14 protein-coding genes are annotated in these 14818 nt (G+C 42.0%); 7 read left to right on the top strand and 7 right to left on the bottom strand.

The features are described from left to right. Positions 1 to 435 precede the first annotated feature (435 nt). From pyk to N39L_RS26250, 3 genes are all read right to left on the bottom strand, one after another. Positions 436 to 1857: a pyruvate kinase gene (pyk, locus tag N39L_RS26260; RefSeq protein WP_014276832.1), complete on the bottom strand. Its 1422-nt coding sequence runs from the start codon at positions 1855 to 1857 to the stop codon at positions 436 to 438. A 232-nt stretch (positions 1858 to 2089) separates the two neighbouring features. After that, positions 2090 to 3454, bottom strand: a complete 1365-nt coding sequence (locus N39L_RS26255; protein WP_014276831.1) for a hypothetical protein — start codon at positions 3452 to 3454, stop codon at positions 2090 to 2092. Between the two features lie 260 nt (positions 3455 to 3714). Further along, positions 3715 to 4593, bottom strand: coding sequence for an ABC transporter permease (locus N39L_RS26250; RefSeq protein ID WP_014276830.1), 879 nt, complete (start codon positions 4591 to 4593; stop codon positions 3715 to 3717). A gap of 335 nt (positions 4594 to 4928) precedes the next feature. Between N39L_RS26250 and N39L_RS26245 the strand changes: the two genes are divergently transcribed. Continuing rightward, positions 4929 to 5216 carry a hypothetical protein gene (locus N39L_RS26245; RefSeq protein ID WP_014276829.1) on the top strand — a complete coding sequence of 96 codons (288 nt, stop codon included), beginning with the start codon at positions 4929 to 4931 and terminating at the stop codon, positions 5214 to 5216. 33 nt (positions 5217 to 5249) lie between these two features. On the opposite strand, the gene N39L_RS26240 is transcribed toward N39L_RS26245, so the two are convergent. After that, positions 5250 to 6128, bottom strand: coding sequence for an ABC transporter permease (locus N39L_RS26240; RefSeq protein ID WP_014276828.1), 879 nt, complete (start codon positions 6126 to 6128; stop codon positions 5250 to 5252). A 420-nt stretch (positions 6129 to 6548) separates the two neighbouring features. Here N39L_RS26240 and N39L_RS26235 point away from each other — a divergent pair, with 420 nt between their 5' ends. Next, a complete protein-coding gene (locus tag N39L_RS26235; RefSeq protein WP_014276827.1) occupies positions 6549 to 7184 on the top strand; it encodes an RNA polymerase sigma factor in 636 nt (211 codons plus the stop codon). 106 nt (positions 7185 to 7290) lie between these two features. Here the strand turns inward: N39L_RS26235 and N39L_RS26230 are convergent, their stop codons facing one another. From N39L_RS26230 to N39L_RS26220, 3 genes are all read right to left on the bottom strand, one after another. Further along, positions 7291 to 7857, bottom strand: a complete 567-nt coding sequence (locus N39L_RS26230) for a hypothetical protein (protein WP_014276826.1) — start codon at positions 7855 to 7857, stop codon at positions 7291 to 7293. A gap of 50 nt (positions 7858 to 7907) precedes the next feature. After that, complete coding sequence (locus N39L_RS26225) at positions 7908 to 8372, bottom strand: ATP-dependent zinc protease family protein (protein WP_014276825.1); 465 nt, start codon at positions 8370 to 8372, stop codon at positions 7908 to 7910. 609 nt (positions 8373 to 8981) lie between these two features. Further along, on the bottom strand, positions 8982 to 10088 hold the full coding sequence (locus N39L_RS26220) for a hypothetical protein (RefSeq protein WP_014276824.1): 1107 nt from the start codon (positions 10086 to 10088) through the stop codon (positions 8982 to 8984). 180 nt (positions 10089 to 10268) lie between these two features. On the opposite strand from N39L_RS26220, the gene N39L_RS26215 reads away from it, so the two are divergent. From N39L_RS26215 to N39L_RS26195, 5 genes are all read left to right on the top strand, one after another. Continuing rightward, positions 10269 to 10463: a cache domain-containing protein gene (locus tag N39L_RS26215; RefSeq protein ID WP_043468597.1), complete on the top strand. Its 195-nt coding sequence runs from the start codon at positions 10269 to 10271 to the stop codon at positions 10461 to 10463. A gap of 20 nt (positions 10464 to 10483) precedes the next feature. Further along, positions 10484 to 12424 (top strand): adenylate/guanylate cyclase domain-containing protein, encoded by a 1941-nt coding sequence (locus N39L_RS26210; protein WP_014276822.1) that lies wholly within the window; start codon positions 10484 to 10486, stop codon positions 12422 to 12424. 417 nt (positions 12425 to 12841) lie between these two features. After that, on the top strand, positions 12842 to 13222 hold the full coding sequence (locus N39L_RS26205) for a DUF6272 family protein (RefSeq protein ID WP_006619708.1): 381 nt from the start codon (positions 12842 to 12844) through the stop codon (positions 13220 to 13222). A gap of 57 nt (positions 13223 to 13279) precedes the next feature. Further along, positions 13280 to 13636: a slr1659 superfamily regulator gene (locus N39L_RS26200; RefSeq protein WP_006619707.1), complete on the top strand. Its 357-nt coding sequence runs from the start codon at positions 13280 to 13282 to the stop codon at positions 13634 to 13636. A gap of 312 nt (positions 13637 to 13948) precedes the next feature. Continuing rightward, a complete protein-coding gene (locus N39L_RS26195) occupies positions 13949 to 14818 on the top strand; it encodes a GGDEF domain-containing protein (protein ID WP_006619706.1) in 870 nt (289 codons plus the stop codon).

The following is a 14818-nucleotide window of genomic DNA, read 5'->3' as shown; positions in this document are numbered from 1 at the left end:
TAGGGGCGGGTTCCACTGTCAATGAAATATCCCACCAGTAAGATTACTAAACCCGCCCCACCCCACCTGGTTAATAATTAATAATTAATAATTAATTATTAATTCGCGGGTGATTGAGGGCGGGTTGATTAATATGGTCGGTGGGTAATCTAATTAACTGTTGAACCCGCCCCTACAACGTGATCAATTATCAATTATCAATTAATTCGCGGGTGATTGAGGGCGGGTTGATTAATATGGTCGGTGGGTAATCTAATTAACTGTTGAACCCGCCCCTACAACGTGATCAATTATCAATTATCAATTAATTCGCGGGTGATTGAGGGCGGGTTGATTAATATGGTCGGTGGGTAATCTAATTAACTGTTAAACCCGCCCCTACAACGTGATCAATCAATAATGAACAATTGTTAATTATTCATTATTCATTATTCATTATCCTATGGTGTGGATTTTGATAAAATTGGTTCCCTTAGCCTTCCCAGAAGGGATACCACCAATAATCAAAATTTTGTCTCCGGGGGAAGCCATTTGGCGCACTAATAGATAAGTTTGGGCTTGATTTATCAGTTCCTCAAAGGATTCTACCTCCTGTTCCAGCAGCAGAGGTTTCACACCCCAAACCAGGTTTAAACGATGGTAAACCTTGGGATTAGGAGTTAAGGCAACCACAGGCGCTTTCGGGCGTTCAGCCGCCGCTAATTGCCCAGTATAACCACTACAGGTGTAGGCAATAATACAATGTAGATCGATAATTTTATCAATGGTATTTATCGCTTCACTGATAGCATGGGTCTCATCATTGAACGCGGGTGGGTAGTTGATGAAATTGATTTCCGGTTCCACGTCCTCTGCAATTTTCGCTAACATTTCCACAGCCCGAATCGGATATTTACCAACTGCTGATTCCCCTGATAACATCACCGCATCAGTTCCATCAATAATTGCATTAGCTACATCGGAGGCTTCAGCCCTTGTCGGACGGGGATTATTGATCATACTGTCCAGCATTTGAGTAGCTGTAATTACTGGAATCCCTTTTTGATTGCAAAGGCGAATAATTTGTTTTTGCAGTAGTGGGACTCTTTCGGGACTCATTTCGACCCCCAGATCACCCCGGGCTACCATTAAACCATTACACTCGGAAATAATCTCCTCTAAATTAGCGATCGCTTGAGGTTTTTCGATTTTGGCCATCACCGATATTTGTGACGCATTTTTGGACGCTAAAAAGTCTTTAAGAACTCGCACATCTTCTGCGTTCCGCACAAAGCTAAGAGACACCCAATCAACACCTAGAGAAATCCCAAATTCTAAATCTTGCTGATCTTTTTCAGTTAAAGACGGTAAACGTAGAGTTAAACTGGGAAGATTAACCCCTTTACGGCTTTTCAGAGTCCCTCCTTCAATGATTTTACATTTAACTTGATTCCCGGAAATTTCCTCAACCTTCAATTCCAATAATCCATCATCTAGCAGAACCTGGGCACCGATTTCCGCTTCTTCTCCCAGGTGCAGATAGTCGATCGCAATCGTATTAGGTTTACTCTCGTATTGGTCAATAGGAACTAGGGTAATATATTCTCCCGCCATCAATTGTATACCACCATCAGGAAGCTGTCCTACCCTAATTTTAGGACCCTGTAGATCTTGTAATAGGGTGATAGATGTTTTTAACTCCTGTGAAATTTCTTTCAGTAAGGCGACTGTTTTAGTGTGTTGTTCATGGCTACCATGGGAGAAGTTGAGGCGTACTACATTCATCCCCGCTTGGATCATTTGATAAAGCACTTCACGGGAATTACTAGCTGGACCAATGGTAGCTACAATTTTAGTTCGACGGTTTAAAGGTTTCATAATCCCTTGAGTAAATAATTAGGTCAGTGTATGAATTGAGTTATCTGCGAGAGTCATAATCATAGGCGATCGCCTATTCATAGATCCGATAATCTCATGGATTTACATCAGCTCGCCACCTATATTATAAAAGTATATTGGCAATTTGATAACTCTCCCATACCCTCTATAATCTCTTCTTAACCCAATGTTAAATCACCGGACATTTTCAGGATTTTGTCAACCCAACCACTTAGCCACCCAGCAAGGCGACTTTCCGAGTATCAAATAATTTGACAATTCCCTCAGTCACGGTTTTTTTAATGTGTGGATCACATCCAGCTAAAAATTCCTCTGACGAGATTTCCTGTTGAAAAAACTTTTGGGCGCGGTTCCGTTGATTTTGCATTTCTGCAAATCCCATTTGCTTCACCATATATGTTGTCAAAGGTGAATTTTTGATATCATAGTAAGAATGCTGAGTTCTCCCTTTTTCCAGAAGAATAAGCACCGTAGATTCTAATTCATCTTCAGGGTGATAATCATTTTCTATTTCCGGCAGAAAATCTATCAAAGAAACCGTCACAAAATTTTCCGATGGCATTTCTCCCATTAAAGTAGAAACCGGAATTACGCGACCAAATCGCAGAGATAAGGCTTCTAAAAAGGCAATAGTAAATAATTTACTACCTAGATATAATCGACCCACGGCAATATTTCTTTTTGCCCTGGATACCAATTGTTCATAAATGCTATCTTCGGGATAGCCTCGGAATTGATGAAAAACCACTTCCGGCTTCAGAAAATTCATAAACCCTTCCATTTTTTGGAGGGCTGTTCTATATTGACCAATGGTGTAAGCACTAGGATTATTCAGATGATGATTAGTTTCAGGAATTAGGTTCCAGGTATTATCTAAAAATCTGGCTGCACTAGGATCGGCGAAACTCCGCACGTCACGATTAGCCATACGAATCGATCGCTTGACAGTTTCGATTAGCTCCCCATCGGTTAATTTAAGGTTGAATTTGTCAACGATCGCCTGTAATCTTTGATATAAAATATCGCTATTATTTAATCCGGTTTGGGTAGGAGTTCGGAAGGGAATTGTAGCTTCTATACAGGCGACTATTTGCGCTAACAACTCTTGACTAAGAAAAGGTTGTAATACTTTCGCCGCCACTAAAGCACTTAAAAACTCATTTTGCCCTTCTAAAGGTAAGAGCATTTTCCCCGGAGACATATCAAAAATTATCCGCACCATTTCAAAGGTGGGATCTTCAGGAATATCTACGGCTTCACGAATCCAAAGATGTTCTCCTACTTGGCGAATGAAGGGAACTAAGTAATAGGTAAGATTAAAGTTAACGCTTTGGTCAACCTGCACATAAACCACATCATGGAATAAGGCGGCTAATACCTCAATAGCATCTTCGGAACCTCCCACCTCAAAAATATGATCTGGGGTATGAAAATACCGCCACGGTCCGGTCATGGTTTGGACAATTAATTCCGAAATGCTGACCAGTTTTTTCGCGTCTACATCAATCCCAAGTTGATTCATTGCCCAAATTAACCTTTGAAGGCACTGCTGATTATAATCCTGTTGTATATCCATCCGACCCACTAAAATTAGACCAACCTCTATTATAAATATATTTATCCTCAGAGTTGGGGTGATTATCTATAATCTTCTTCAGTTAGATCATCAGCCCACATTCTCTATTGTGCTATGCTATCGTCGGAAATCAGGATATCTATTTCCGTAGCGATCGCTACCTTGGGTTCTAGGGGCAAGACAAACTGAGGGTTTCTCCCTACAGATGGCTATACTCCCCAGCTACCACTACCTCACCTGCTAACAGGAGTTATGTAATTTTACTCCAACCCGGCAGTACCTCCCAATTTTAAAGAAGATAATAGCAGAATCAAGGATATTAATAACATCAAAGTTGAGATGGCATTAATGGCAGGTGTAACCGATAGTTTAATCATACCATAAACAAATAATGGCAAAGTAGTAGCACCTACCCCGCTGGTAAAAAATGATACCACAAAATCATCTAATGATAAGGTAAATGCTAATAAACTGGCGCTGAAAATACCCGGCCAAATTAAGGGAAAAGTCACCCGCTGAAACACTCGCCATTCATTGGCTCCTAAATCTAATGCGGCTTCTTCTAGTCTAGGGTCAAGGTCTGCTACTCTCGCCCTGACTACAATGGTGACAAAGGAAATGCTAAAGGTGATATGACCAATAATTACAGTTGGTAAACCGAGACTTAATCGCATCCCGGTGAGGTTTTCTACTAGCCGAAAAATTAGGGTCATAAATACCAACAAGGAAATTCCCAAGGTGATTTCGGGGATAACCATTGGTAAAAATAGCAAACTTTCTAAAAGTTGATAACCAGGAAATTTATAGCGTTCTAATGCTAAAGCGATCGCCGTTCCTAAAATGGTGGCGATCGCACTGGAAATAGTAGCCACTATCAGACTATTATATAAGGCTGACCAAACTCCCGTCGTCGATAGATCCGCCGTCTGTGCTGGAATGCTTCCCAATAAACTCCTATACCAGTCTAGGGTAAATCCACTCCACACCGCGTTAAAACGGGAAGCATTGAACGAATAAACCACTAAAATGGCGATCGGTAGGTATAGAAACGCAAACCCTAGGGCGACATTTACCCACAGTCCAGTTTTACCCAGGGAACGGATTAGCAAATCAAGTCTGGTCACAGTTGATCGGTTCATATTGTACTCATTATCCTATCCTACTCCTATTGGCAGATATTCTCATCTTCAAATCTCCCTTATCATCCTGATAGCTAACTAATACAACCGCAAATCTACTGAGAGTGATACCACTCGCAAAATTAAGTGTTTGAAGTCACACACATCTGTGGAATATTTTTTATAATAGGGAGAAGTCAAGCCGAACTATAAGCAATATTAAACATTCAGTTCACCAAAACTAATGACTAGATATTTGCCTAGTCGAGCTGGGACTTGATCCGCTTTTGTCGGTTGTGGGGGGACTACTCTCCCCACCCACCTGTTGTCAGAAAAGTTGAATTGGGAGAAGGATTTTGATTGTTACCCTTATTGTGCGCCTGTATTTGGCGATCGCTATTCTAACATTTGCCTATTTGTTGCAAAAATTTTTACGCGATCGCACCACCCCGAAAACACAACTATCTTCATGGCAGATCTTAATCTTAGCAGCAGCATTATGGCCGATTGTTTTACCGATATCTTACTTAGAGCGAAAGGTCAACAAACCTAAAATCGTCATGAGTGAATTCCCATCTTATCGATACTTAGGGAATCGCTCCTACAATCAATATCTGGGATACAGCGATCGTCGCGCTTCCTAAATATTCACCAAAACCGCTATCTTCGTGGGTGCATTACTTACCGTTTTCAGCCATTTGGAAATAAACCCAAACTGGAACTATGACTAACATCATTAACAGTATAGACAGAGCTGAACCCAAAGGCCAATGACGAGCTTGCAAAAATTGATTCTGGATTAAATTACCAATCATCACGGTTTTCGATCCTCCCAAAATGTCTGGGGTGATAAATGCTCCCAAAGCGGGAATAAATACTAAAATAGAACCCGCAATAATTCCCCGTCTGGTTAAGGGTAATAAAATCCTCCAGACTGTGCGGATATCGTTGGCTCCTAAATCTTGGGCGGCTTCAATCAAGGAAAAGTCGAATCTCTCCCAGGTTACATATAACGGTAAAATCATGAAGGGTAGATAGCCGTAGATTAAACCAACTAGGACAGCAAAGGGGGTAAATAAGAGGTTGAGGGGTTCGTCAATTAAATGCAGGTTTTGTAGTAGGGTATTCACCACTCCCTGGTCTCGTAAAATAATCATCCAAGCATAAGTTCTCACTAAGAAATTAGTCCAAAATGGAATAATTACCAGCATTAACAATAAATTACGCCAACCACGAGGACGGGTAGCTATGAAAAACGCAAACGGATAAGCGATCGCTAAACAAATGATCGTCGTAAATGCCGCTAGTTCCAGCGATCGCACAAAAACTCTCAAATATAGGGGATTCAACAGCCTTTGATATTGCCCTACCGTAAAAGACCACACCACCCCCCCATAGGTTCCCCGTTCCAGAAAACTGTAAATCAGCACAATCACCAGCGGCACTACAAAAAATATCACTAACCACACCGTCGCGGGTAAGATTAACCATATTCTCTTGTTCACACCGACAGTTTCCCCCAACGGACTTGAAGCCTTCTGTTTACCAAAAATCATATCACTAGGGTGATTGTGTTAAGTTTTGTTACAAAAATTAAGAAATGTTAAAAAAAATCGACTTTTTGGGGATACCCTTGACTTTATCGTTGACTTGCGGTACTATTTTTATATAATCGGAATATTCAAAACTTTTTTAATTTTGCAAATACCAAATTATATAAACTACACCTAGGATAGCGCCCTTCCCTCTCCCTGTCAACCCCTACTTTACTAACGGCGGCGAAATGTTTGGAAAATTGCCACCCATTCCCCCACCTCGGAACAGGTGTCCGTATTGCAGCCTGATCATTTTCTGGTATAATCATCGCCAATTGGACAAATGGAGGCAGGTAAAATACCCTGTCAATTCTCCACTTAGCGCCAGCAAGTGGTGCTGATCATTATAAAACCGACCAAGTAGCATACTTCAGATAGACCTTGCAAACCCTTAACTTCCCGGAAGCAACTCATACCCTGGTCAAATCCTTGACCCATCATAGCGACCAGGAACTCCTGACCCTGTTTCAAAATCATCCAGATCGGGGTCGATACTTTGTAGTAATTTTCTGTCGCTATGCCCTCATTGTCTATACTCTGATTGGTCACTCTGTCAAATCACCAGTTCAGGCTGAGTATTTATTTGCGTTGACCTGGCGACATATTTTCTATGAAATGCGGGGTCTGAACCTGCGTAATGAAAAAACTCCCGACTCCGAAACAACTCTACAAAACTGGATTATTAACGTTAGTGCTATCTGTATTAACCGCGCTGAACTTCCCCCAGTTGAGTCTATTCATTACTCACTCAAAGATCAGCCACCCCCCCTGTGGTGTTATGTCGGTCAGGCTTTAGATCAAATTGAGCCTTTGTTGCGGCTAATCATTCTGATGGCTCAGACATTTCACTGGAGTGAAACTCGCATCGCCGCCTACTTACAAGCTGAAGGAGAATCTATTTCCCCCAGTGAGGTGCGAACGTTGTTAGAACGAGGGTATAAAATTTTAGAAACCACCATTCCTGAAGATATTCGCGCTATTTATCTCGGTCAAGCTATCACACAATCAACCGATTAAACTGTTTACATTATGGCGATCGCCCAAGCGGTAGATGGCAAACCCTAGAGGGAATTTGAGAACCATTTTCACAGTTCAACAGACACTTGGCGGCAGTGTGTCTCCTTTAGTTTAGAAACACTGTCCCCTGTTCATTGATACTCAGAGACCGAGTATCCAGGTTGATATTACCAGTTGCTTCAAACCGGATTTCTAAAACACCTGGGCTAGTTACTACCGGACGCACAAACAGCAAACCGCCATCTTCCCTTTGATAGGTCAAGTTTATAGGAATTGTCAATTGCTCTAAGGTGCTTTCTGATTGCTGACCAACTAGCCTGGGTCTGGTTCCCCCTGATATCTGATATTCAATCACCACATTACTAGAATTGATCAGCTTCAGGGTAACTCTGCCATTAACAGGACTAATCCTAGCACTAGGAAGGGGAAATCTGGGAATGGTATCCTCTGTGCGCTGTGTTGGTTGTAATGTACCAGCAGGGGCTGTCGGCGTGGGACCAGTGCGATCGCCTTCTGTCGGCCTTCCAGCCGGTTCCTCAATAATTACTGGTTTACCTTGGCGATTAGGTGGCCCTCCCGCCCAGGCGATCGCGCTTGAGGTCAGCAGCACAGAACCAAAAACAAAGCCCAGCCATTTGATCCCAGTTTTGGGTGTGTCGTTATAGTCCACCATAGTATCATTTACCTGAGTTGAACAGATTACACCAGTTTACGCTAGATTTATCATAAATGCCGGAGTGCTAGCTTGGGTCGATCGCTCAGGAGATAAGACTTACCAGGATGCACCAAGAACTTTTCCCGCACAGCCGCGCGCCCTAACAGCATCCTAAACCCCATAACATCCCGGTTAGTTAGGGTAAGTTCGATCTCCCATTCATGTCCCCGTAGTTTAGCAGTAGTGACAATCACGATCCTTTCTTCGGAATGTCCCCCGGAATTTCGCACCTCTCGTTGATCTAAAACCTTCGCTGTCGCTGTCACCGTTTCCGTGCTATTCCGCTGCCAGGGGTGCATTTTGAACTCAACCATCCTTTCGTCTTCATCGCCGAAATGGTGAACATCAAAGGCGTGTATGGCAGAGGAACGCGCTCCTGTGTCAATTTTAGCCTTAATTGCACTTACTCCTAAATCAGGAAGAGCCAGCCACTCCCGCCAGCCAATTACATCTCGCTGTTGCTTGTTAAACAATCCTTTCCAGCCTTTTGATATCTCTGTTTTAGCTTTCTCGCAGCGATCGCTTTACTTCTATATCTCCTCAAGCCCGATTTGGCACAAGCTGCCCCTACCCTCCTGACCCGGAAGGCCAAGGGCAAGCTCCGTTTTTCTGTTACTGACAGCCTAATCTACAACCGTCTAATATAATTCTACCACAGCTTCAGCGATCGCTTTACTTCTATATCTCCTCAAGCCCGATTTGGCACAAGCTGCCCCTACCCTCCTGACCCGGAAGGCCAAGGGCAAGCTCCGTTTTTCTGTTACTGACAGCCTAATCTACAACCTTCTAATATAATTCTACCACAGCTTCAGCGATCGCTTTACTTCTATATCTCCTCAAGCCCGATTTGGCACAAGCTGCCCCTACCCTCCTGACCCGGAAGGCCAAGGGCAAGCTCCGTTTTTCTGTTACTGACAGCCTAATCTACAACCGTCTAATATAATTCTACCACAGCTTCAGCGATCGCTTTACTTCTATATCTCCTCAAGCCCGATTTGGCACAAGCTGCCCCTACCCTCCTGACCCGGAAGGCCAAGGGCAAGCTCCGTTTTTCTGTTACTGACAGCCTAATCTACAACCGTCTAATATAATTCTACCACAGCTTCAGCGATCGCTTTACTTCCATTTTTATCTAAAGTTTCCGATAAGCGAGGGGGGTTCAGGGGTTCGCGTAGAAATTCCCAATTTCCCGTCAAAAACTCCGCCGCCGTCAGAATTTGGTGGAAACCATAATTTTCTAACCCCTCAATTAATATCGGAGACTCAGCAAAACCGGACCGCACCAAAGACACTAGGGGAATATCCAACCGCAATGCTTCCGCAAATGTACTATAGCCTGGTTTAGAAATAACTCGCCCACACAAAGGCATCAAATCTACCGGACGCAGGCGGGAATATTCTGCTAATGAAGGGCTAGATTTCACCATATCTCTCGGCTTAATTAAATTATCCAAATCCGGCGAATTGCTATCAAAAGTAATGAACTGATAATCAGGAAAACGCCCTAAATGATTATAGGGAATTGCGTCTAGTCCTAAGCCCCCAAAAGTCAGCATAATAGTTTTTTCTACCGAGGTTTTAATCTGAAAGTCCGCCCTAAGTTTAGCTAAATCATAGCGAGGATCACCACCAGTTAAACCCATATCTTCAATGACAGGAAATGCCGTCATCTGCTCATGAAGAGGCAGCCTAAATAAGCGATCGCATTGCCCAAAACACTCCCCAATCCAATCCGCTATTTCCTGGAATTCTTCCCCCCAATCACGATAAATAAAATCCCACCCAAAATTACTCATCATCCAACCAGGAACCCCAGCCGACCGAGCTATGGGCGCAGCCAAAGGTGGAATATCCGCCAGCACTAAATTAATCCGATTTTGACGAATAAAATCAACTTCTCTGGCTACAATAGACCTCTGCCGCTGCTTAATATCCTCTAACTTGGAACGAGTCGCCAATTTATCCATAGTGATACTATCCGACTGAACTACCCCCACATCAAAAGCCCGCGATCGCACCACAAAATCACCCGAAATATAAGACTCCAATAACCAGCGGGGAGCCTGAGTTACTAAGAATAATAAAACATCAGGACAAAATTTCTGGATTTGAGCAGCCACAGAAGCAGCACGAACAGCATGACCAAATCCGTGATTAGTAATGGCAATATAAATGGCTGGCCTGGTCATAACTTAAATTAACTCACTCAAATTTTGGTAACATATTTTACCCTAAATCCCCTCAGTGCGATCGCCTCAACATAATTCCCTCCACCAAAGAATTTAGAATTCCCAATCAATCCGGTATCAAATCATGTCACAATGTATTGATTACATACAATCCATGTCTACTTTTTACTTTGATCAGTGGTGACAGTTTTCAGCGTCGGGGCGATCGCATTTAGTCAGGCTAGGGCTTCAATTAAAACCCTAGTTTTTGAACGACCCACTATGACTGTCTCTACCCCCCTACCGGATAATCAAGGTGAAACCATAGGTGTTCTCGCCGCTCACCTTAGCCTAGAGCAGATGGATCTCCGATTATCTTCGATTCTACTGGGCTAGGAGAACAAGGGGAAACCTATTTGATCAATAACTTGCGCGTATTTGTATCTGGGGAAGAGTTTGGCCGACAAGACTTTCCTAGAGGGGGTCACAGCGAAGGCATTGATCGCGGGTTGCAACGGGAAAATGGGCGCGGCAGTTATTTAAACTATGCTGGCGTTCCTGTACTTGGTGTGTTTCCCTGGTTAGAACACCAAGAACTTGTCCTATTAGTGGAAATGCCACGGTCGGAAGCCCTAGATCCCGCTCGTCAGTTGGCTTGGACTACTTTGGGGGTCGGTTTAACTTTTACCGGCTTACTCACTGTCGGCGTTTATCTATTGGCGAGCCAAATTTCTCGCCCTATATTGGCGATCGCTACTGTAGCCACTAAAGTCGCAGACGGCGACCTCACCCCTGTGGCTCCCGTAATGACTGATGATGAGGTGGGAACCCTAGCTATGGCTTTTAATCGCATGACTGGACAACTGCGACGACTCTATGCCGGTCTACAGGAAAAAGTTACCCTACTTCAACAGACAGAAGTTGAATTGAATCAGAGTCTGGAACAGCTACAGATAGAAAAACAAGCCGTTGAATACCACCAAGCTCAGATTAGTATTGCTAATCAGGAAATTACCTTACTTAACGATCGCCTAAAAACTGAAAATATAGATTTGGCTCAGGAGTTACAGGTTAGCAATAAACTTCTGCGTCAGTTCCTCGAAGCTATGCCTTTGGCCGTTGTCGTTGTCGATGACATGGGTCAACTTTACTATACTAACCAGGCTGCACATATCCTATTTGGACAAGGTGCAGTCCTGGATGATTTAAACAATGAAAATTCTATCATTTATCCTAGTTATATTGCCGGAACTGACCAACTATACCCAGAAGAGAATTTACCCCTAGAGCGGGCTTTGAAAGGGGAAAGTGTCCTAGTTAATGATATTGAAGTCCATCAACCTGATCGGATTATTCCCGTGGAAGCTAGAGCCCGACCTATTAATGATGCCCAGGGAAATATTACCTTTGCGATCGCTACTTTTCAAGATATCACTGAACGCCAAAAAGCCGAAGCAGAACGACAAAATTTTATCGAAAAAATGTTTTCCGTTAACTGTGATTTAGAACTCGCCCTTAATGAACAAGAAGAACTCACCGATGCCGCTGGCAGGTTTGTTCCTAATCAGTTTTTATCCTTCCTCGGTTATGAAAGTATTGTGGAAGTTAAATCAGGAGATGCTGTCGAAAAACAAATGTCCATTTTGTTTTCAGATATTCGCCAGTTTACTAATCTCTCTGAAAACATGACCTTAGCCGATAATTTTAAGTTTATCAATGCCTATTTATGCCGTATGGAACCCGCAATTATTGACAATAATGGTTTTATAGATAAATATATTGGAGATGCCATCATGGCATTGTTTGGTGGCAATGCTGATGATGCAGTGCAGGCGGGAATCTCTATGCTAAAATTATTAAGCGACTATAATACTACCCGACAGCGACCAGGACGACCACCTATTAAAATTGGCATTGGTATTAATACCGGAACTATGATGTTAGGTATTGTTGGCGGGAAAGATAAAATTGATACCACCGTAATTAGTGATGCCGTTAATTTAGCCGCTCGCTTGGAAGAGTTAACTAAAAAATATGCCGTGCCACTCTTAATTAGCCAACATACATTCTTATGTCTTGAAAACCCTAATAATTACGCTTTCCGAATTATTGATAAAGTCGCTGTCAAAGGCAAATCCGAAATGGTCTCTGTCTTTGAAATCTTTGATGCTGACCCCCCAGAAAGTCGCGACGCTAAGTTAAAAACTAAAACCCAGTTTGAGTCAGCATTGGCTCTCTATTATCTCCAGGAATATAAGCAAGCCGCTCAATTGTTGCAGATCTGTTTAGCTGAAAATCCTAGTGATGCTGTGGCTCAAATTTACTGGAAACGGGTTGTTGATGAGATGTTATCCTAGGTTAAACCCTCCCACAGCAGGTAGACTATCACACTATAGGCAAATTATCCAAAATATGGTATCCTTAACCTAAGAGCAACTCGCCCCCCCCCTACTCTGCTGTGACCCCTAAGAAAAGTCTATCAATTTTCCGGAGACTTAATCCCGGCAAATTACCTCACCTATCTAAAGTCAGGCTGTACACTACCAAAAGTTATTAAACTTTGAGTTATTAAACATAACATGAAAAAAAATTTTTGGAGATTTTTTTGAAGCACCAAGTACCAGCAATGAGTTTTTGGTGATTGGGTTTTCCCCCAGTTCCGTTCCCCTGAAACAGATGTGGAGAAATAATGGTTTGTCCGCCAACTTTATGGCTGATTATGTCACCACATTTTCCCGAAAACAGAAGAGGAACAGGACTCAGTTAGTCGGCAAATGGAAGTTAAAAGTGCTGTGAGTTTTGTGGCTAATGAGTTATTAGAAAATGCCATGAAATTTAGTGATGAATCATCAACATACCCGATTAAAATACAGCTATTTTTGCAGCACGATAATCTCTCCTTTTTTGTGGCAAATACTATCAATAAAGACGCGGTTAGTTCCTTTCAAGACTACATTCAAGAGTTGCTAAGTTCTGACCCCCAAGAGATGTATATTCATCAGGTTGAAAAAAATGTAGAAAATGATACCGAATCTGGCTTAGGATATTTAACAATGGTTAACGACTATATGGCCAAACTCGGCTGGAAGTTTGAAACCTTAGAACAAGAACCCTCCCAGACTATTGTTACTACAATGGTTCAACTCACTATCTAATCAACATCTAAAGTAGTTAAATCTCAATTTTTCACAACTTGAATACAGGAATTAAACATGGTAATTGAATCATATCAAACTGAAGATTATAGCATTGGTTACGATAGCCAAATATCCACTATTACCCTTAAAGGCTCTCTGAGACTCAATGGCTTACAAGAGTCCAATGTGGTGGTTAAATTACTTAATGATGTATTAGATATCGAACCTCCTAAAATCACTCTGAACCTCAGAGAGTTGCAATTTCTCAACAGTTCGGGAATTAATATGCTGTCTAAATTTGTGATTAAAGTGAGGCAGAAAAAAACTATTAACTTGGTGTTATTAGCTTCTATTAAAATACCTTGGCAAGGAAAATCTCTCAAAAATTTACAGCGATTAATGCCTACATTGGAATTGCAAATTGATGCCTAAATTTAACTAAATTCCATGATTTAGATGAACCCATATCCCTCACCGCCTAAAACTGGGTTAAATATCACTGAAAAACCTGTTAATATACCGGGTGCAAACTCAGTTAAATTATCCCAGTTACTCCAGAGGTTAACCTAGGTATTATTATCTAGGTTTAAAATTATTGATGAACTGTCAGCCAGTCCCCAGCAAGCCATATAGTTCATCAAAATTTGTCTACAATTTACGACAGCTATCCGACTGCATTTAGTGAATTAAAACCCTAGTATTTGTGCCTGAGTTTTAGAATTAATTTAGGGGGTTAGTATGGGGATGACATCAGAATCTAATAGTGATAGAGATTTGGTTTTAGAAAATCAGAAATTGCAGGAGGAAGTTGAGATACTTAAACAAGAAAAAATCTACCTGGAAATTTTACTAGAAACTACCATGCTTCATGCTGACTTGGTGGAACAAGAATTATATCGTTCTCATCAGAAACTCCAGGAGGAAATCACCCAACATAAAATAACTGAGCAGCAATTAAGAGCTTCTGAAAAAAAGCTACAATCTTTATTAGAAAGGTTATCTCAAACTAATACTGACCTAGAAATTATGTTGGAGACAACCACAGCTCATGGCGATTTGATTGAGAAATTTTCCCATGATTTGAGTCTTCGTGACTCTTTGACGGGATTATTTAATCGTCGTTATATGGAAGAGTCCCTAGTCCGACATTTAGGACGCGCTAAAGAACAGGAGGAACCCCTTAGTATTATTATAGGGGATATTGATCATTTTAAAGGATTTAACGATCGCTGGGGACATCAAGCCGGAGATGTGGTCCTGAAAGCTGTCAGCCGATTTTTAGAAAATCATACTCGCCTATCAGATACTACTTGTAGATATGGGGGAGAGGAATTTGTGCTCCTTTTACCCTCGACCACTATTGAGGATGCTCATCAAATTGCTGAGTTTCTTAGGGAAGGTATCAAAAATCTACACCATCAATATTCCTATACTTTTATGCAGGGACTCACTATGTCTATGGGGATAGCGGGTTTTCCCATACACGCTGATTGTCAGTATAGTTTAATTAGATCGGCAGATACGGCGCTATACTATTCTAAAACTCACGGACGCGATCGCGTCACTATCGCCTCTTTAAATTTATGCCCATGCCTTAAAAATGACGATTATTGA

The sequence above is a fragment of the Limnospira platensis NIES-39 genome (assembly GCF_026000695.1).
GTDB lineage: Bacteria > Cyanobacteriota > Cyanobacteriia > Cyanobacteriales > Microcoleaceae > Limnospira > Limnospira platensis.
This window is presented reverse-complemented; position numbering and strand designations above follow the sequence as displayed.